Annotated in this window: 25 protein-coding genes; 8 read left to right on the forward strand and 17 right to left on the reverse strand. The window is 65.2% G+C overall.

What is annotated here, in order from left to right:
- Positions 1 to 14: 14 nt before the first annotated feature.
- The 4 genes from tsaA to DK412_RS28255 all read right to left on the reverse strand — a co-directional run bounded on the left by tsaA (position 15) and on the right by DK412_RS28255 (position 3,873).
- Positions 15 to 518 carry a tRNA (N6-threonylcarbamoyladenosine(37)-N6)-methyltransferase TrmO gene (gene tsaA / locus DK412_RS28235; RefSeq protein WP_109974686.1) on the reverse strand — a complete coding sequence of 168 codons (504 nt, stop codon included), beginning with the start codon at positions 516 to 518 and terminating at the stop codon, positions 15 to 17.
- A 203-nt stretch (positions 519 to 721) separates the two neighbouring features.
- On the reverse strand, positions 722 to 1,723 hold the full coding sequence (locus DK412_RS28240) for an asparaginase (RefSeq protein WP_109974687.1): 1,002 nt from the start codon (positions 1,721 to 1,723) through the stop codon (positions 722 to 724).
- A gap of 254 nt (positions 1,724 to 1,977) precedes the next feature.
- Positions 1,978 to 2,919 carry a tyrosine-type recombinase/integrase gene (locus tag DK412_RS28245; RefSeq protein ID WP_162596326.1) on the reverse strand — a complete coding sequence of 314 codons (942 nt, stop codon included), beginning with the start codon at positions 2,917 to 2,919 and terminating at the stop codon, positions 1,978 to 1,980.
- 399 nt (positions 2,920 to 3,318) lie between these two features.
- A complete protein-coding gene (locus DK412_RS28255) occupies positions 3,319 to 3,873 on the reverse strand; it encodes a DUF1643 domain-containing protein (protein ID WP_109974690.1) in 555 nt (184 codons plus the stop codon).
- Positions 3,874 to 4,083: 210 nt separating this feature from the next.
- Here DK412_RS28255 and DK412_RS28260 point away from each other — a divergent pair, with 210 nt between their 5' ends.
- Positions 4,084 to 4,311, forward strand: a complete 228-nt coding sequence (locus DK412_RS28260; RefSeq protein ID WP_109974691.1) for a hypothetical protein — start codon at positions 4,084 to 4,086, stop codon at positions 4,309 to 4,311.
- Positions 4,312 to 4,407: 96 nt separating this feature from the next.
- Here the strand turns inward: DK412_RS28260 and DK412_RS28265 are convergent, their stop codons facing one another.
- Positions 4,408 to 5,460: a hypothetical protein gene (locus DK412_RS28265; protein ID WP_109974692.1), complete on the reverse strand. Its 1,053-nt coding sequence runs from the start codon at positions 5,458 to 5,460 to the stop codon at positions 4,408 to 4,410.
- A 119-nt stretch (positions 5,461 to 5,579) separates the two neighbouring features.
- On the opposite strand from DK412_RS28265, the gene DK412_RS30440 reads away from it, so the two are divergent.
- On the forward strand, positions 5,580 to 6,353 hold the full coding sequence (locus tag DK412_RS30440; RefSeq protein WP_162596327.1) for a hypothetical protein: 774 nt from the start codon (positions 5,580 to 5,582) through the stop codon (positions 6,351 to 6,353).
- 154 nt (positions 6,354 to 6,507) lie between these two features.
- Here DK412_RS30440 and DK412_RS28270 read toward each other — a convergent pair whose 3' ends face one another.
- The 11 genes from DK412_RS28270 to DK412_RS28305 all read right to left on the reverse strand — a co-directional run bounded on the left by DK412_RS28270 (position 6,508) and on the right by DK412_RS28305 (position 11,489).
- Positions 6,508 to 6,912 carry an HNH endonuclease signature motif containing protein gene (locus tag DK412_RS28270; protein ID WP_109974693.1) on the reverse strand — a complete coding sequence of 135 codons (405 nt, stop codon included), beginning with the start codon at positions 6,910 to 6,912 and terminating at the stop codon, positions 6,508 to 6,510.
- On the reverse strand, positions 6,909 to 7,427 hold the full coding sequence (locus tag DK412_RS28275) for a hypothetical protein (protein WP_109974694.1): 519 nt from the start codon (positions 7,425 to 7,427) through the stop codon (positions 6,909 to 6,911). Before DK412_RS28275 ends, DK412_RS28270 begins: the two co-directional genes overlap by 4 nt.
- Positions 7,424 to 7,675: a hypothetical protein gene (locus tag DK412_RS30445; protein WP_162596328.1), complete on the reverse strand. Its 252-nt coding sequence runs from the start codon at positions 7,673 to 7,675 to the stop codon at positions 7,424 to 7,426. The genes DK412_RS28275 and DK412_RS30445 overlap by 4 nt, the downstream gene beginning before the upstream one ends.
- A 2-nt stretch (positions 7,676 to 7,677) precedes the next feature.
- Positions 7,678 to 8,250: an HNH endonuclease gene (locus tag DK412_RS28280; protein ID WP_109974695.1), complete on the reverse strand. Its 573-nt coding sequence runs from the start codon at positions 8,248 to 8,250 to the stop codon at positions 7,678 to 7,680.
- Entirely contained in the window at positions 8,250 to 9,005 is a 756-nt protein-coding gene (locus DK412_RS28285) for a hypothetical protein (RefSeq protein ID WP_204165460.1), read from the reverse strand. Before DK412_RS28285 ends, DK412_RS28280 begins: the two co-directional genes overlap by 1 nt.
- Positions 9,002 to 9,304, reverse strand: coding sequence for a hypothetical protein (locus tag DK412_RS28290; protein WP_109974697.1), 303 nt, complete (start codon positions 9,302 to 9,304; stop codon positions 9,002 to 9,004). Before DK412_RS28290 ends, DK412_RS28285 begins: the two co-directional genes overlap by 4 nt.
- The gene (locus DK412_RS28295) at positions 9,304 to 9,507 is read right to left on the reverse strand and encodes a hypothetical protein (RefSeq protein WP_109974698.1); all 204 of its coding nucleotides are present in this window, start codon (positions 9,505 to 9,507) and stop codon (positions 9,304 to 9,306) included. Before DK412_RS28295 ends, DK412_RS28290 begins: the two co-directional genes overlap by 1 nt.
- On the reverse strand, positions 9,507 to 9,794 hold the full coding sequence (locus tag DK412_RS28300; protein ID WP_109974699.1) for a hypothetical protein: 288 nt from the start codon (positions 9,792 to 9,794) through the stop codon (positions 9,507 to 9,509). The genes DK412_RS28295 and DK412_RS28300 overlap by 1 nt, the downstream gene beginning before the upstream one ends.
- Before the next feature lie 159 nt (positions 9,795 to 9,953).
- A complete protein-coding gene (locus tag DK412_RS30450; RefSeq protein WP_162596329.1) occupies positions 9,954 to 10,394 on the reverse strand; it encodes a hypothetical protein in 441 nt (146 codons plus the stop codon).
- Positions 10,387 to 10,701 carry a hypothetical protein gene (locus DK412_RS30455; protein ID WP_162596330.1) on the reverse strand — a complete coding sequence of 105 codons (315 nt, stop codon included), beginning with the start codon at positions 10,699 to 10,701 and terminating at the stop codon, positions 10,387 to 10,389. Before DK412_RS30455 ends, DK412_RS30450 begins: the two co-directional genes overlap by 8 nt.
- Positions 10,702 to 10,724: 23 nt before the next feature.
- The gene (locus DK412_RS28305; RefSeq protein ID WP_162596331.1) at positions 10,725 to 11,489 is read right to left on the reverse strand and encodes a LexA family transcriptional regulator; all 765 of its coding nucleotides are present in this window, start codon (positions 11,487 to 11,489) and stop codon (positions 10,725 to 10,727) included.
- Between the two features lie 97 nt (positions 11,490 to 11,586).
- Here DK412_RS28305 and DK412_RS28310 point away from each other — a divergent pair, with 97 nt between their 5' ends.
- Both DK412_RS28310 and DK412_RS28315 read left to right on the forward strand, forming a co-directional pair.
- Positions 11,587 to 11,838, forward strand: coding sequence for a helix-turn-helix transcriptional regulator (locus DK412_RS28310; protein WP_109974701.1), 252 nt, complete (start codon positions 11,587 to 11,589; stop codon positions 11,836 to 11,838).
- The gene (locus DK412_RS28315) at positions 11,835 to 12,170 is read left to right on the forward strand and encodes a hypothetical protein (protein ID WP_162596332.1); all 336 of its coding nucleotides are present in this window, start codon (positions 11,835 to 11,837) and stop codon (positions 12,168 to 12,170) included. Before DK412_RS28310 ends, DK412_RS28315 begins: the two co-directional genes overlap by 4 nt.
- A gap of 174 nt (positions 12,171 to 12,344) precedes the next feature.
- On the opposite strand, the gene DK412_RS28320 is transcribed toward DK412_RS28315, so the two are convergent.
- Positions 12,345 to 12,806 carry a hypothetical protein gene (locus tag DK412_RS28320; RefSeq protein WP_162596333.1) on the reverse strand — a complete coding sequence of 154 codons (462 nt, stop codon included), beginning with the start codon at positions 12,804 to 12,806 and terminating at the stop codon, positions 12,345 to 12,347.
- An 80-nt stretch (positions 12,807 to 12,886) separates the two neighbouring features.
- Between DK412_RS28320 and DK412_RS28325 the strand changes: the two genes are divergently transcribed.
- The 4 genes from DK412_RS28325 to DK412_RS28340 are packed head-to-tail and all read left to right on the forward strand — an operon-like array spanning position 12,887 to position 14,161.
- On the forward strand, positions 12,887 to 13,255 hold the full coding sequence (locus DK412_RS28325) for a hypothetical protein (RefSeq protein ID WP_162596334.1): 369 nt from the start codon (positions 12,887 to 12,889) through the stop codon (positions 13,253 to 13,255).
- On the forward strand, positions 13,252 to 13,611 hold the full coding sequence (locus tag DK412_RS28330; protein ID WP_109974705.1) for a hypothetical protein: 360 nt from the start codon (positions 13,252 to 13,254) through the stop codon (positions 13,609 to 13,611). Before DK412_RS28325 ends, DK412_RS28330 begins: the two co-directional genes overlap by 4 nt.
- Positions 13,608 to 13,877 carry a hypothetical protein gene (locus tag DK412_RS28335; RefSeq protein ID WP_109974706.1) on the forward strand — a complete coding sequence of 90 codons (270 nt, stop codon included), beginning with the start codon at positions 13,608 to 13,610 and terminating at the stop codon, positions 13,875 to 13,877. The genes DK412_RS28330 and DK412_RS28335 overlap by 4 nt, the downstream gene beginning before the upstream one ends.
- A gap of 5 nt (positions 13,878 to 13,882) precedes the next feature.
- Positions 13,883 to 14,161 (forward strand): hypothetical protein, encoded by a 279-nt coding sequence (locus DK412_RS28340; protein WP_162596335.1) that lies wholly within the window; start codon positions 13,883 to 13,885, stop codon positions 14,159 to 14,161.
- Positions 14,162 to 14,449: the final 288 nt, after the last annotated feature.

A 14,449-nucleotide genomic window follows, 5' to 3' on the forward strand; every position in this document is an offset into this window, starting at 1 on the left:
GACGAGAGCGGCCTTCACGCCTCGCCGGTCTCCGCATCCCCGGCCTGCGGCGGCGCCAGGGGCGTGAACAGGGTACGGTCGGGCTTGATGTCGAGGAGCGGGGTGCCGTCGAGGCAGTCGAGGCCGCGCACGTGGACGATTCCATCCTCGATCCCGATCAGCCGGACGATGCTGGTGCCGATCGGGTTCGGCCGCACCGGCGAGCGCAGCGAGAAGGTGCCGCGGGTGGTGCCGTCATCGGCCGGGCTCTGGCGCACTAGGTCGCGGCGCGAGCGGTCGAGCCAGTACAGCACCTCCAGGCGCTCGTAGAGCGCGACGCCGTCGAGGGCCTCGCGCCAGGGCGGAAACACCTCGATCCGGCAGGCCGGCCCGTCGGCCCGGCCCTGGCGCGGGCAGCCGAGCCGGTCGGTCCAGGGGGTGCGGATGCGGCCGACGAAGACGAGGCCGGCATCGTCCGCGGCGGGCGGCGCGACCGCGACCGCGACCTCGCCGGCCCGGATCTGGTTGAGGCGCACCATCGGGCGTCGTTTCCCCCGGAATCCTGCCTTCGGAATCCCGCCACCGGGAATCTCGCCCCGTCGTGCAGGTCGGGCGCTGCCGGAGGTGTTCAGACCGCGCCGGCCCGACCCGCGGGGGCACGTGGCCGTGAGACCCTAGATCAGCGCCGGCAAACCTGGCAATCGCCGGGTGAGCCGCGCGGTCGGTCCCGCGCGCTCCTGCCTCAATAGGTCGCGAAGATCTCCCGCAGCCTCGCCGGGTCGCGGGTCACCGTGAGGGCGAGCGCCAGCAGGATGCGGGCCTTCTGCGGCGTCAGGTTGTCGGCGCTGAGGATGCCGAGCTCGGCGAGCCGCTTCGTGTCCGGCACCACGCCGCTGCCGGCGCGGGTCGACTGCACCACGGCGATGCCGGCGGCGGTCGCCGCGCCGAGCGCCTCGGCCTCTGCCGGCGGCGTCATGCCGGGGGCGAGACCCGCCGAGACGATGCCCCGCGCGCCCGCCGCCGCGAAGGCCCGCACCGCCGTGCCGTCGGCATCGGCATAGGCGTAGGAGATGTCGACCCGCGGCAGGACGTTGAGGCCGCGGATGTCGAACGGGGTGCCGGGGGCGTGGCGCCGCTCGGACCGGCGGTAGTAGCGGACATGCGGCCCGTCGACTTGGCCGAGCACGCCGAAATCCGGCGTCCGGAAGGTCTGGAGCCGGGCGACCGAGGTCTTGGTCACCTCGCGGGCCGCCTGGATCTCGTCGTTGAGGACCACGAGCACGCCGCGTCCGCGGGATTCCGGCGCGGCCGCCGTGCGCAGGGCGGCGACGAGGTTGAGCGGGGCATCGCTCGACAGGGCGCTGATCGGCCGCTGCGAGCCCACCAGCACCACCGGCACCGCGACGGTGAGGGTGAGACTCAGCGCGTAGGCGGTCTCCTCAAGGGTGGCGGTGCCGTGGCCGACGACGATGCCGGCGAGGTCCGGATGCTCCGCAACCAGCCGCTCGCAGAGCAGCACCAGGGTCTTCCAGTCGGAGAAGCCGATTCCGGGGCTCGTCACCGCCCGGTAGCGCACCGGCACCACCTCGGCGACGGTCGCGGCCTCCGGCACCCGGGCCAGGATCTCCTCCGCCTCCAGGCGCTCGCCGGTGGCGGTGTAGTCGAGGATGTCGAGGGAATCGCGGCCCACCGACGAGAGGGTGCCGCCGGTGCCGATGAACGCGACCTTGGGACGAGTCGTCATGCTGCTTTGGTTACCTCATGCTCGCGCCTGCGCTTGCAGGGATCGGGCCAGCGTCGCCGCAGCCTGGCGCTTTGGACAGGTGCGAGAGCGCGGAGCGGAGCAGGGATGCCATCGGATCCCGGCGAAGGTCGGGCCATCGGGGGCGGTCTTGAACGAGTGGTGCCGGCGGAGGGGATCGAACCCCCGACCTTCGGTTTACAAAACCACTGGATCACAAACCCGGTTTTAATCCATTCCGCAGCCGTATCAATGCTTTATGCGCCGGTCAAGCCTGGAAACCGATGCACTTGTGCCATGTTTTGTGCGGGCATGTCCTTGGCCCGGGCCTGCTCCTCGGGGGTCAGGAACGAGAGGTAGAGCTCGGTTACCTTGATGCTCGTGTGACCCATCTCCTGCTGCAGGGTGTAGATCCCGCCCCTGCCCGATCGCAGGTAGTCGACCGCGAACCGGTGGCGCAGGTCGTGGAACCGGAAGCGCCTGAACGTCGGCTCCAGCTTCTTGCCGCTCTTGGCAGCCTTCGCGATCTCCTCCGCCTCGGCCGCGGCGATGCTGCGGGTGTAAAGAGAGAAGCGCGTGGCCGGGTTGATGAACGGGCCTGGCTCGGGTTCCTCGCGCGCGCGGTCCCCAATGCGCCCCTTCGCCCCCGGGTGCCAGAAGACAGCCCTGGTTGCGAGGTTGACCGGGATCGACGCGAACAGCGCCACCGCCTCGTCGGTCAGACTCACCTCGCGGCGCTTGTTGCCCTTGCCTCGGACCGAGATGGCCCGGCGGTTCATGTCGACGTGCCGGCGCTCCAGCGTCACGAGCTCGTCCTGCCGGCAGCCGGTCAGCAGTGCGGCCCGGATCAGGAGCTTGAAGTTGCCCGGAGCCCGGGCAATCACGCGCTCGATGTCGCGATCCTCGGGCAAGACGATCGGATCGCGCCGCTCCTTCATCCGACGGCTGCGCATGGCCTCCAGCGCCGGGTTGCCCTTCCGCCACTTCTCGTCGACCGCGTAACCGAGCACGCTGGACAGCGCGGTCAGGTCGCGTCGGATCGTGGCTGTGGTCACACCGACTGCACGCCGAGCGCGGACGATCTCCGCAATCGTCTCGTCGGACACCTCATCAACGTGGAGACCTGCCAAAAAGTCGGCGACGATGTCGATGGAGTTGGTGTAACGTTCGAACGTGCGCTGTCCAATCTGGCTCACCATGTACTGCCCCCAGGCAGTCACGGCGTCGGCCCATAGCTTACGATCCTCTCCGTAGCTATGGGCCGCCACTATCTTTGCTTGTTCTGCTGCCGAGCGATTTCGCGCAACATTTGGGTTGTCTGTCTTAAGGCTGAAACGGTATTCCTTGCCTCCGACCGTGAAACGGGCCCAGAGCGTCGAGCCTCGCCAATAACAGCCGTCTGGGGCCTTCTTTCTATCCGCTGGCATGGTTTCACCTCCTGCTCGACCAGCCAGGACCGAAGCGCCTGGATGTCGAACGTCCACACCCGACCAACTTTGACGGCGCTCGGCAACTGGCCTGACATGGCGAGTCGCTGGATGGTCCTCGCGGACACGCCGAGGATTTTGCAGGCGCCGGGGATTTGTGTTCGCTCCACGTCACCCCTCCTCGGCGGTTGAGACTAGGCTGCGAGCTGCCCGCCACTCGACCAGCGGCATCCCGAGCGGGATGCGGCTGCGGCCGCGCGCCAGCGGATGAATCGGCGCGCCGTCGCCGGTGAGCGCGAAGGCGTGCAGCGGGCGGGCACCGTCGAGCGACAGCGCCGCGGTCACCCGGTCGGCGTGCAGCCCGGGCGCCAGCAGGTTGCCCCAGGCGGCGATCCGCACCGGCGCGGCCTTGGCGAGCGGGAGCAGGCGAACGAGGTTCGCCTGCCGCATGACCTTCATCGTCGCCACGTCCTGCCCGGCCAGCCACACCTCGAGGTCGCGAGGGTCGGTGGCGATCCGGTCGTCGGCGTTGACCACCGTGAACCCGCCGATGCCGGGCCGGCCCTGGAGCAGCGCCCGCAGCCGGCAGATCGTCGGGTCGTTCCGGTCCGCGCCGGCCGTGCTCGGGTTGCGCATGCAGACGAGCGCCCGCGGCTCGTCGGACCACCAGCGGTCCAGGCGGAAGCGGTGCTGGCCGCAGGGGGAGAACTCGGCCGAGCCCATCATCGCCTCGCCTCCGCAGCCGCAAGCCCCTTGGTTCGAGCGCGGTTGAGATCGGCCATCATCACGTGCGAGCCGCCCCGATCGGAATGGCGGTCCCGGGCGAGGGCTCGACGTGTCCAGGCCATCGCTTCCATTTCGGCCCCGAAGGCGCCGCCTGGTGCCAGCTGGACATTCTCGTGGGATGCATCTCCAATACCTGTGGAAAAACGAATCGTGGAGCGCAACATCATGATTTCTAAGGCGATCTTCCTACTGGCGATCCTCGTGTGCTGTGGATTGGCGGTGGGTGGCTGCGTGGTCTGGGCACTCGCTTGGAGCGGTGCCGGGTACAGCTCTATTGCCCCCTCTGAGCCGCTGTGGATGGCGGGGAAAGCCGCCACCATGGCGACGATGCTGATCGTGCTTGCCCTCCTGCTGCACGAGCCGGGCAAGTCATTTTGACCGATCCCAAGCCAGGTGCGGTTGCTGGCGGGCGTGTAGCGCTGGCAGGATCTGGAGCGCCAGAACCGGCAGGTGGCGCAGGACTCGGTCATGGCGCTACTCCGCGGCGAAGAGGGGGAGGTCGGGGGCGGCGGGGATCACGAGCGGCTTTCCCGACAGGTCGTAGGCGCTCAACAGGTGCGGGACGCGCCGCACCTCGTCCTCGGCCTCTGCTCGAGTGTAGAGGCCGGCCCGCCCCGTGTCGGAGGTGTAGCCGGAATAGTTCGAGCCATAGAAAGCGTCGTTCTTGCTCGACCTGATCCGGAAAAGCGGTTGGTCGCCAAACAGGATCTTCCGGATCGTTTCTGCGCGGCGAAATTTGTGCACGCGAATGGCGAAAGACATCTCGCCTTCAAGGCGCTTGCGTCGCTCGCGATCATTCCGCTTCACGCGAAGACAGCTCGGCGCCGAAACGTAGATCTCGAACGATGAATTATTTCGAAGCATGTGGCGCCCGACCGCGATCCACCACATGTTGTTAATGTTGTAGTACGCCACACCGTGGCCGATCCGGCCCTTATCATCGACAAACCACACGGCAGCGCCATGGGTAATTGTCCCGCCGTCGGCCGAGCGGCAGTTGTAGGGGGACGTACAGACCGGCCGGCCTAACGCCTTGTCGGTGTGCCAGCTCTCCGCATAGTGCTGTGCGATCCGCTCAAGGGCGGTCGGGGCTGTAAGGCCGGGCCCGCGGGTCCTGTCCTCGACCTTGACGGTCGCAAGGCCGGACAGCCAGCGCGCGAGCCGTTGGAACGTGAGGTCGACCCGGAGCCGGTCGAGGTAGTCGAGGCGGTTAATCTTGTCGAAGTCGTAGCGGTGGCCGTTCTGGTTCTCCTTCGTCCAGGTCTCCGCCCAGATCTCGACCTCGACCACGCGACCGCAGGTACGGACGCTGGCGAACAGATTGCCCTTCCGGGCGCGGCGGTAGTTGGGGCTCAGGCTGCGGTGTCGTTTGCGCACCTCGTCGTCGAGTGAGACGGCCCAGCCGCTGCGGCCGAGGTGCTTCAGGAGTCCGAGGAAAACCTCCTTCCGGAAGGTCGGGTCGTTGGCGTTCTCCTGCCATATGCCGGCCTGGGTGTCGTGGAGGCGTAGGGTGAGGTCGCGCGGCATCACGGCTGCTCCGGCACTTCGTCGGCGAGGATGAAGTTGAAGGCGGCGCCAAGTTCGAGAAGACTTGCGCCAGCCGAAAGGCTGCGCTCAAACAGCCATGGTCGACGATGGGGAATCGCTTGTCTGTAAAGTCGTGGCCTACCGCTCTCGCGGCGGTGGTCGGTTCGCTTGCTGTGCTCTTTATCTTCGGCGCGATGCCATGGATGGGTGGCGTCTGTGACTCGTCGAAGATCGAAGCAGGGAAACCGCTCGTTGATGGCGTTGGCGGCTGTATTGAGTTCTGGTTGAACAGATATCAGGCTTTGGCATCTGCGCTGCTGGCTTTCGGCGTTGCGGCGGTGGCGGCTTACCTTGTTTGGGGGCAGCTCAAAGCGAATCAAATTCAGGCCCGAGCAGCTGCCGTAGGCGCCACCATTGACCGTTATGAATTTTGGGGAAAATATTACGATGAAGTGCTTCCGGTATATGATGCGCTTATGAAGTTGGGGCAATACACGCGAGCCATGCAAAGATATCACGATACTGATGATGAAGAATATGAGATTCATCCTGATATATTGAAAAACCCATTCGCAATATATGCATATCGCGCCCGTTTGAACGCTGAGATTGACGTGCTTCGTAACATAGCGCCGCGACTTAGGTTTCTGAAGGGGGATCGACAAAGATTCATACACCTGATAGTCAAATATGAGGATTTGATAGATAATTATGCGCGCGAATTTCAGTATGCAGATGTGAGAAGCGCAAAGATAGAGGTGGCAATAGATGCTTTTATTATCGACTGCCAAGATGTTTTCCTTGACTTGAATGAATGCTTGAAAATTGTGGTGCAAGAACGAGACAGGGCTCAAGCTGGTATAGAAGGATCTAGATATCCTCTTGATCTGTAGAGACAAAAAATGTTTCTTGTTTGCATCTGTCTTGTATAAATAAAGACGCTGCATCGACGTTTCCTCTCCCGATACGCCCGAGCCTCAGCGACGGTCCGGGCCACGATTTCCTCAGCGGTGAAGGGGATGCGGCCGTGGCCCTGGCAGCGGTTGCTCATCGACGGGGCTCCGGCGTGTAGAGTGCTCGGCGGGGTAGAGGCTGCTTCGACAGCGGGGCGGTGGCTCGGCGCGCTGGCCGGCCCGGCGGCAGCGGCTTGCCCGGCGGCACGGGCCGCTTCGGCTGATGCACACCGATGTGCCGATCCTCGCGGCGGTTCGCCTCGGCCAGATTGCCGGCATCGACCTTCGACTTTTCCCGGTGGCAGGACTTGTGCGCCGGCTTCATGTTGTCGTCGGTATCGGCGTGCCGGCCGAGTAGATTGCGTGGGATAACGTGCTCGATGTCCCAAGCTTGATGCACGCCGTCGATCGGCTGACTGCAGATGTGGCAGGTGCGGTTGTGCAGCCGGAATAGGCGCTTGCGATCTTTATCCGATAGTCGAGGGCGAGAATCGGTCATGCTGCCCTCCCCGCCTCGCGGGACAGCGTGCCGGGCGCGGTGCCGATCAGTTCGTCGATGACGGCGAACACCGCATCCTTGGATCGCTGGAAATCCTCATTGCCCATGGCGCGCTTGGATTGGCTCTTGGCCGTCCAGCGCACGACGACGGAATCCTTCACGCGGACCACTGCGGTGTCGTCAACTGGGCGGAGGAAGGCAGCGACCCGGATCGCTTCCGCCTTCGAGGACGCCACGAACGTCTGCTCATCGCGAAAGCCGGCCTTGATGAGCGCCCACTTCCGGAGGTGTTCCGGCGAGGGGAAGCGATCCGCCAGATGCTCCGGCAGGCTCGACCACCCGTCACGAACGCACGCGAAGTAGTGCGCGTGCGACTTGCTGCTGCGCTCTTCCTGCTCGGTGAGGATGTAGCGCTCGCCGATCACGAACTGCCGATCGCAGAGGCCGGTGAACCGGCCCGCCGGCTGCATCGCATCGCCCGTCCACGTGAACTCGACCGGCAGCAGAGCGCTCATGACTGCGCCACCTTCCGCTTCGGGCGCGGGTACCCGAGTGTCCAAAGGCGCTCTCGTCCGTACTGAGCTACTTCACTCCTGAGATCATCCGGCAGCGAGTTCAAGGCATCCTGAAAATCTGTATCCAGCACGAATAGATCAGTGACTGCTACAATCGTGCTCTCCGCATCAATATTGCGCCGCAAATCTTCCGCAAGCTTGCGGTGCTGAACGCGGACATCTGTAATCCTGATGACCTCTGCGGACATTGTCAGCCCTCCAGATGTTTCCAGATTTTGCCAGTCTTGATCGCCGAAACGAGCGGCTGGCCAATACCGTGGTCAGCCGCCACATCGACTTGACGGCGGCGGTCGCCGCGGATTGCGAGCACCTGTCCAGCAGTGAGGCGAGCGCGGTGGTGCTCCTCCCCTGACTTAGCGAGCCCATCTTTGTACGCATCGGCGGTGTTGATCTGTGCGTCCCCAAGCTCTAGGTGAGAAGGGTTGCAGCACTTCTTATTATTGCACCTGTGCATGACAAATTGTTGGCGTGTGGGATTATAGTTATTCGACCATATCCAGGCATATCTATGTGCGTCGATGTGCTTGCTTTTTTCTGAGTATCGCCCATAGTCACCGCGCGTATGGCCGCGCCATGGCCAGCAATCATCCGGGCCGGCAATTGCAACCTTCAGCCAGAAGGATGCCGGCGTGTTGCTTGGACGACCGCGGAAAGCGCCATCGCTGATCTTCCTGCGCCGCATCTCCCGACGGGCGGACCAAAGCTCGCGATGCTCGGCGAGTACGGCCTCGATGCGGGCGATGAGAATTCCGGGCGCACTCATCAAACAGCCCTGCGCTCTTCATGGACGGCGACACCCGGGATGCCGCGGGTGCCGGCGGCGACCTGTCGGCCGGCGATGACGGCCAGGGCCGCCACGATCTCGTCTCGGCAGTTGACCCAGGCCCAGCGCGCGAACTCGGTCGCGTCGGTGACCTCGGCCCGGTAGGTCGTGCGAAGGGTGACGGCACGCGCCCCACCGCGGGCGCTGGCACGATCCTGCTCCGCCCGGCCGGCGACCGCCTCAGCGCGGCGCGCCTCCCGCGCCAGATCCTCAGCGTGCTCGCGCTCCTCGATGTCGGACGGCTTGCTCAGCTGCAGCGCCAGCGCTGCCTCCCGTGCCCGCTCGTCAGCCTCGCGCCGCGCGGCCTCGGCGGCGGCCCGCTTCTCGGCCTCCTGCCGCTCGAGCCAGGGCGTCAGGGCTGCCTTACAGACCTCGACGGCGAGCACCGCCCGGCCCTTCCCCGACTTGTTGTCCTGGATCAGCGCGCCGTAGCGCGCCTGGATCTCGGCCTTGGCGTCATCGAGCGGCTTCGCCTCGGCGGCGCGGCGCTCGTCCGCCCGCTTGATCGCCTTGCGGAGCAGGTCGAGCAGCTTCGACACGCCGTCGGCGTCGGCCTGCGTCTTGATCCCGCCAGCATCGAGCCAGTGTCGCGCCTCAGAGCAGAGGGCATCGATCTCGTCGCGCGAGACCTCGAACGGCGTCAGGGCGGGGCCGCCGTTGTGGCCCATTGCAGCCAGAGCGGGCGCGGCACTCACTGGCACCTCCGCTTCGCCGCAGCGTTCCATCGTTCGATGTCAGCCCGCTCGCCGCCGGCGCATGCCTCGTTGACCGCCCGGCTGACCGTGGTCCGGATTGCCTCGCAGGCCGCGTCGACCGAAGCTGCCGAGATCGGACCGCGGGCGGCGCGAGCCTCCTCCAGCCGCGCAGCGCGTTCGGCGGCCCGGCGTCTCAGCCGGCCGGCGAACCACTCCACCGGCGGCGTCGAGGTCGAGGCGCCGGCAGCCCGGGCCGCCTCGAAGCGCCCGAAGGCGCGGATGCTGTCGGGATGCGCCATCACATCCCCCGGGCGATCAGAAAGGCGGCGACGCCGACGAGGATGCACGCCGCGGTCAGCAGCCCGAGGATGATGATGCCGGCGATCACGCTGGCGGTGGCCGCGTCAGCCGCGCGGTCCAGGCCGCCGTTGGCCGGCGGCGGGGGCGCCTCGCGCGTCAGGAAGGATGGCAGGGGATCGTCGAAGTGAATGTCAGGGCGCATCAGAGGACGCTCCCGACGAAGTGGACGGCAGCGCCGAGGCCGATGCTGGCGGCGACGATCGCGACGGCGCCGACGGCACTCGCGATGGCCTCGTCCAGCCCGCGGATCACCTCGTTGCGGATAGCCCGCGCCCGGGCGTCAGCGTCGATGTGGGGGATGCGGTCGAGTCGGTCGCGCTGGGCGCGGCGGTCGGCGATCTCGAGGTGCGGGAGCGGGCCGGCCAGGGCGGCGTTCAGCGCGCGGTAGCGGGCCTGCTCGGCGTCGAGGTAGTTGAGGGTGCGGTGCATCGGCGGTGCTCCATCGGGAACACCGTCAATGTGCCCATATGGGGCACGTTGGTCAAGCCCATAATGGGCACGTTTGTGCCCATCTCAAAATTGGGCTCACGTGCTAAAACGCGAAAGCCCTGCGCGGTGGCGCCACCAGACCCCATTCGTTGGCAGTGGCTACTTAGGCGCCTGCGGTGCGGGCGATGCGGGGATTCCTGTCGGTTGCTGGGGAACAGGTTGAGCGCCCGGCGGTACGACAATAACGATCGGCTGCTGAGGAGCGGTCGGCTCACTCGGGCGAACCGCCACGGCTGTTTGAATGGCTGTGAGGGCCGCTCCAATCGTCGCCGTTGTGTCCTGGCGAGCGCTGTAGACAAGACCTAAGCCGGCGAGAGCAATGGCGAGGGCTGTACCGACGAACCAAAACTTCGCGTTAGATAGCTCCTTCGCAATGTCCTGCATCTGCGTTTCGAGGCGATCGAACCGCTTGTCGTGCTCCTCAAGTTTGGCCCAGATCTGATTCATGCCACCCGATGTGCCCCCGGGGCCCATCGGCGGCAAGTGCTCTTGATCGTGTTTTTTAAAATCCGGAAAATCCGGCGTGATCAAGTCACCCATTCCTCAGCATCCCGGCCATTCTATCAGCAAATCTTCGATGTAAATTTCTAATTGCCTCGTCATGTAGCTTGAGATATTTTCTTATTTCTCGCAGGTGTTCATTCGCTTTGTCCGCTTCTCCATTGCCTGCATATACAGTTGTTGAAGTTATATTATAAAATAGAAGTTGCTGTACTTGTAGCATCAAAAGCATGTCGGCTATGTCATTACCGGAAATTTTCATTTCCTCGATGCCGCGCATTTTTTCGATCATTTTTGTAACGTAGCTATCTTTTGAAAACATATTTATTTGGTCATCTTCGCTCATAGTCGTATCTTTCATCTAGTATTTTATTCAGTAGTTAATCTGCCCAGGTATCTTCCCGTAATCGCAATTTCATCAAGCGTCCTATCTTCGGGCGAGTGCTTTGGGTTGTCGGAGATCAGGCGAACCCTGACAGGGTCCTGCCCACGCGCCGAAGAGATCTCCAGACGTTTCAGGATCACACCGCCCAGCGCATCAGCGAGCGCGTAGATACCGGGCGGCGAAGGCACCCGGTGACCCACATCCACAAATACGATGTCGCCGTCGTGGATCTTTGGCTCCATAGAGTCGCCCATGGCCTCGAAGCATCGGATGCGATGCGGCTGAACTCGAAATCGGCCGACCAGAAATGTGCTCGGCAGGCGCACCCAATCCTTGACGCCCTCGGCCGCGTAGGTGTTGCCGTCGGCATTCATCAAGTCGGTGATGTGAGTAACCCCGCCGGGGCCCATACCTACTGCGACTTCCGCCATCAGGATCGCGTCCCTGGGCAGGTCGCCAACGTCGCGCCCCATCGTGCCCTCGACCATGCGGGGCTCGTGGTCCTCTGGATCGAACTCGTCAGGATCGAAGCTGTCGACGAGCGAGGTTGAGCGCCGCGGCTTGTCGGTGACGATGTCGCCCGCATCCACTCCGAAGACCTCGGCCGCGCGGTCGATCCACACGTTCGAAAGCCTTCGCGCTCCGGACTCCAGCTTCGCGAGCTGGTTCCGCGTCGTTCCCATCTTCTCGGCCGCGGCTTCCTGCGAGAGCCCGCGCGCCTCACGTAGTGCTTTGAGGTTGTTCGCCACGGAAGCCAACATGCTAGAGTGTGCCCGTTTTGGGCAGAGCACAAGGTGGGCACTAAAAGGCTAGACATTGTGCCCATGATGGGCATATTGTGTGCCCATGAAGCTCGCCGCCTACATGGAAGCCCAGGGCCTGGACGACGCCGCGATGGCGGCGCGCATCGGTCCTGACGTGTCGCCCTGGGCCGTCCGGAAGTGGCGGTACGGGCAGCGTATCCCGCGTCTAGGGATGCTGAAGCGCATCTCGGATGTCACGGCCGGCGCGGTCACCGCGCAGGACCACTTTGATGCCGCCAGCTCTGGTCGGGCTGGCGGTGAGACGGGCGACGCTGCTGCGGGAGCCGCGGCATGACCCGCTCCAGTCCCGTCGCCGCCCGCGGCACCTACATCGGCCTCCCCCGAGGCCGTCACGAAATGGACCGCGACGCGGATCGGGCCGGTGTGAACGCGCCTGTGAAGGTGGCAGCGGAAAACGCCCTGGAGGCGCCGGGCAACCGGGCAGGACGCGTGAGCCATGCCGGGCCGGGTGAAAGCCCCGGGGCCATTCTGCTCGATCGGCGCATCGTCTTCGTCCTCTGCTGCGCGCTCGTCTGGACCGCTTGTGTTGCCAACGGCTGCTCAAAGCGCGCCTCGCAGCTGAACCCGCTCAACGGGCCGCTGCACATCCTGCCGGCCGGCCAGTGACGTTGGCTGCCGCTCCTCTTCCGCGCCTCGGCACATAAGCCCTGCCGAGCTCGGACCGCGCCTGGCCGTTCGACTCCCCCGCGCCCGGCCAGGCGCACCCCTTCCACCGCTGGAGACGCCGATGAGGGAGCAGAGCCGCAAGATCCGCTATCGCCTCCGGGACGACGGCCGCTGTCAGGTCTGCCTGTCCGACGGGTGGGTGACGCTGTTTCGGGTGTCCCGATGACGGGGCAGTCGTTCAATTTCACGCAGAGCGCTTATGCGCTCGAAGTCGTGCGGCCCTCCGTCGAGGAGCGGGACTGCGCGTCTCAACAGCTTGCGTCGATGATGGGCCCGGGAGCCACCGGCGTCGTCCATGATGCTCGGCGCTACCACACCGCGGTGCTCAATCTCGTCGTCCTCCAGGAAGCGTGCGAGCGCTTCGCGGTGCACGAAGATACGATCCTGCTGGTGCTCGCCGCGCTGGAACGCGGCGACACCGTGCAGATCATCCCAGCCGTCAAAGTGCCCTGCCAGGCGCTCGCGACGGTTCACGTTGTCAATCAACCGAATAGACCCCCACCGCGCGGCGAGCTCCTGAAACGAGCCCTTGCGCTGATCTCTCCGGGCCCCCGCAAGTCCTCCGATCCTGCTCATGGTGTCTCTCTCGCTCCCGGTGTGATCGCAGATGATCACAGGAGCGTTGGGAGATGTCCCAAAAGTCTTGGGAGGGTCGCATGACGACCTTTGCCATGGAGGCTTCCGCCGGCCTGCGGGAGCTTGCCGAGCCGGTTGCGGCCGGTGACCGCGTGAAGCGGCAGATCGAGCGCGCAGCCCGGGCTGCCGGTCTCTCCTACTGGCGCGCATTCGACATTTGGTACGGCAAGGCTCGTCGCGTCGATGCGCGGGAGCTGGAGGCGATTCGGGCCGCGAAGGCGCGGCGGTCGGAGGAACAGGCCCATGAGCTTTCTGCCATCGCGGCGGACTTTGATGCGCTGGCGGAACGCCTTGCCCGCATGGCTGCGCGGGGTGGTGGGCCGAGCAATCTTGAGGTGGGGGCACTCGCTGGCCGTGTTCGGCGTCTGGCTGATGGAGTCGGGCGATGACGAGGCTCCCCTGTGAGCGCGGTGGCCTCACGCTCAAGCAGCGCCAGCTGCTCACATTCATCGAAGGGTACGTCGCTGATAGCGACGGCGTATCGCCCAGCTTCGACGAGATGCGGCAAGGTGTCGGTCTGCGGAGCAAGAACGGCATCGGCCGGTTGCTCGACGCTCTCGTGGAGCGCGGCCACCTGCACCGGCTTTCGCGGCGGTCACGAGCAATCGTGTTGGCTCCGACGCCGGCAGCGCTCGAGCTGTCCGCCCCGATGCAGGCGCGCATCCGCAATCTCGCCGCCCGCGCCGGCACCACCCCTCACGCCTTCCTGAGCGCCGTGCTCGATGCCCATGGAGATCGCCCGTGACCAAGGCAAAGAAGCCGAAGGTGCCGCCCAAGCGCGTCCTGCGCGTCGCGGAGATCTGCAAGGGCGGGCAGCGCCTGCATTGCCAGTTCAGGCCACGAGCGATCGGAGAGACCGACGATGTTCGCCTCTGGTGGTTCGAGCCGTCAGGCGAGAACTGCGGCCCGGCCAGCGCTCGCGAGGCGATTGCGCTCGGCCTGATCGTGCCGGCCGATGATGGCCTGTTCGGCACCGGTGACGCTCAGACCTACATCGCTGCGCAGAGCTGACGTTGATGCCGGCCGCCTACGACATCAAGCGCCCGTCATCACCGGTGCCGCTCGCTCGTATCGCCACCGTGGCCGCCGAGGTCAACAAGCGCTGGTGGAGCATGTTCACCAGATACACTGGTGACGACCAGTACAAGTGGTTCGATATCGATCTCGCTACTCGTGAAGGTGCTGACCTGCTCGAGCGCATCGCCGTGCTCGCGGCTCTCAAGGGAGACGCCTACGTCCTCGACCTCATAGAGCGGGCGATCGAGCGGCATACACCGGCGGAGGACGCCGCGTGAGCCTTAGCCCGGAAGCCATTGACGCCATGATCGCTGCAGGCCTGTCGGCCGAGCAGATGGGTGCCATCATCAAGGCCGAGCTGCTGGCTGCCCGGGCCCAGGAGGGTGCTGCGGACGAGGAGCGGAGAGAGAAGGCGCGCGCTGGCAACCGCGAACGTCAGGCTCGGTGGCGTGACCGGCGTAACGGAAATAACGCGAATAACGGCGTTACGGGGCGTGACAAGCGTGACCCCTCCCCCAAAGATAATAATCAAACCCCCACCCAACCCATTCCCCCAGTCGGTCCTA

Source organism: Methylobacterium sp. 17Sr1-1, assembly GCF_003173775.1.
Lineage (GTDB): Bacteria > Pseudomonadota > Alphaproteobacteria > Rhizobiales > Beijerinckiaceae > Methylobacterium.

Excerpts from the sequence above, each read along its gene's own strand:
- DK412_RS30445 (WP_162596328.1), bottom strand. The coding sequence starts at position 7,675 with ATGTCCGCAGAGGTCATCAGGATTACAGATGTCCGCGTTCAGCACCGC.
- DK412_RS28300 (WP_109974699.1), bottom strand. The coding sequence starts at position 9,794 with ATGCACCGCACCCTCAACTACCTCGACGCCGAGCAGGCCCGCTACCGC.
- DK412_RS28295 (WP_109974698.1), bottom strand. The coding sequence starts at position 9,507 with ATGCGCCCTGACATTCACTTCGACGATCCCCTGCCATCCTTCCTGACG.
- DK412_RS28270 (WP_109974693.1), bottom strand. The coding sequence starts at position 6,912 with ATGACCGATTCTCGCCCTCGACTATCGGATAAAGATCGCAAGCGCCTA.
- DK412_RS28310 (WP_109974701.1), top strand. The coding sequence starts at position 11,587 with ATGAAGCTCGCCGCCTACATGGAAGCCCAGGGCCTGGACGACGCCGCG.
- DK412_RS28265 (WP_109974692.1), bottom strand. The coding sequence starts at position 5,460 with ATGCCGCGCGACCTCACCCTACGCCTCCACGACACCCAGGCCGGCATA.
- DK412_RS28245 (WP_162596326.1), bottom strand. The coding sequence starts at position 2,919 with ATGGTGAGCCAGATTGGACAGCGCACGTTCGAACGTTACACCAACTCC.
- DK412_RS28275 (WP_109974694.1), bottom strand. The coding sequence starts at position 7,427 with ATGAGCGCTCTGCTGCCGGTCGAGTTCACGTGGACGGGCGATGCGATG.
- DK412_RS30455 (WP_162596330.1), bottom strand. The coding sequence starts at position 10,701 with ATGAGCGAAGATGACCAAATAAATATGTTTTCAAAAGATAGCTACGTT.
- DK412_RS28240 (WP_109974687.1), bottom strand. The coding sequence starts at position 1,723 with ATGACGACTCGTCCCAAGGTCGCGTTCATCGGCACCGGCGGCACCCTC.
- DK412_RS28330 (WP_109974705.1), top strand. The coding sequence starts at position 13,252 with ATGACGAGGCTCCCCTGTGAGCGCGGTGGCCTCACGCTCAAGCAGCGC.
- tsaA (WP_109974686.1), bottom strand. The coding sequence starts at position 518 with ATGGTGCGCCTCAACCAGATCCGGGCCGGCGAGGTCGCGGTCGCGGTC.
- DK412_RS28315 (WP_162596332.1), top strand. The coding sequence starts at position 11,835 with ATGACCCGCTCCAGTCCCGTCGCCGCCCGCGGCACCTACATCGGCCTC.
- DK412_RS28255 (WP_109974690.1), bottom strand. The coding sequence starts at position 3,873 with ATGATGGGCTCGGCCGAGTTCTCCCCCTGCGGCCAGCACCGCTTCCGC.
- DK412_RS30450 (WP_162596329.1), bottom strand. The coding sequence starts at position 10,394 with ATGGGTGACTTGATCACGCCGGATTTTCCGGATTTTAAAAAACACGAT.
- DK412_RS28280 (WP_109974695.1), bottom strand. The coding sequence starts at position 8,250 with ATGAGTGCGCCCGGAATTCTCATCGCCCGCATCGAGGCCGTACTCGCC.
- DK412_RS28340 (WP_162596335.1), top strand. The coding sequence starts at position 13,883 with ATGCCGGCCGCCTACGACATCAAGCGCCCGTCATCACCGGTGCCGCTC.
- DK412_RS28325 (WP_162596334.1), top strand. The coding sequence starts at position 12,887 with ATGACGACCTTTGCCATGGAGGCTTCCGCCGGCCTGCGGGAGCTTGCC.
- DK412_RS28320 (WP_162596333.1), bottom strand. The coding sequence starts at position 12,806 with ATGAGCAGGATCGGAGGACTTGCGGGGGCCCGGAGAGATCAGCGCAAG.
- DK412_RS28290 (WP_109974697.1), bottom strand. The coding sequence starts at position 9,304 with ATGGCGCATCCCGACAGCATCCGCGCCTTCGGGCGCTTCGAGGCGGCC.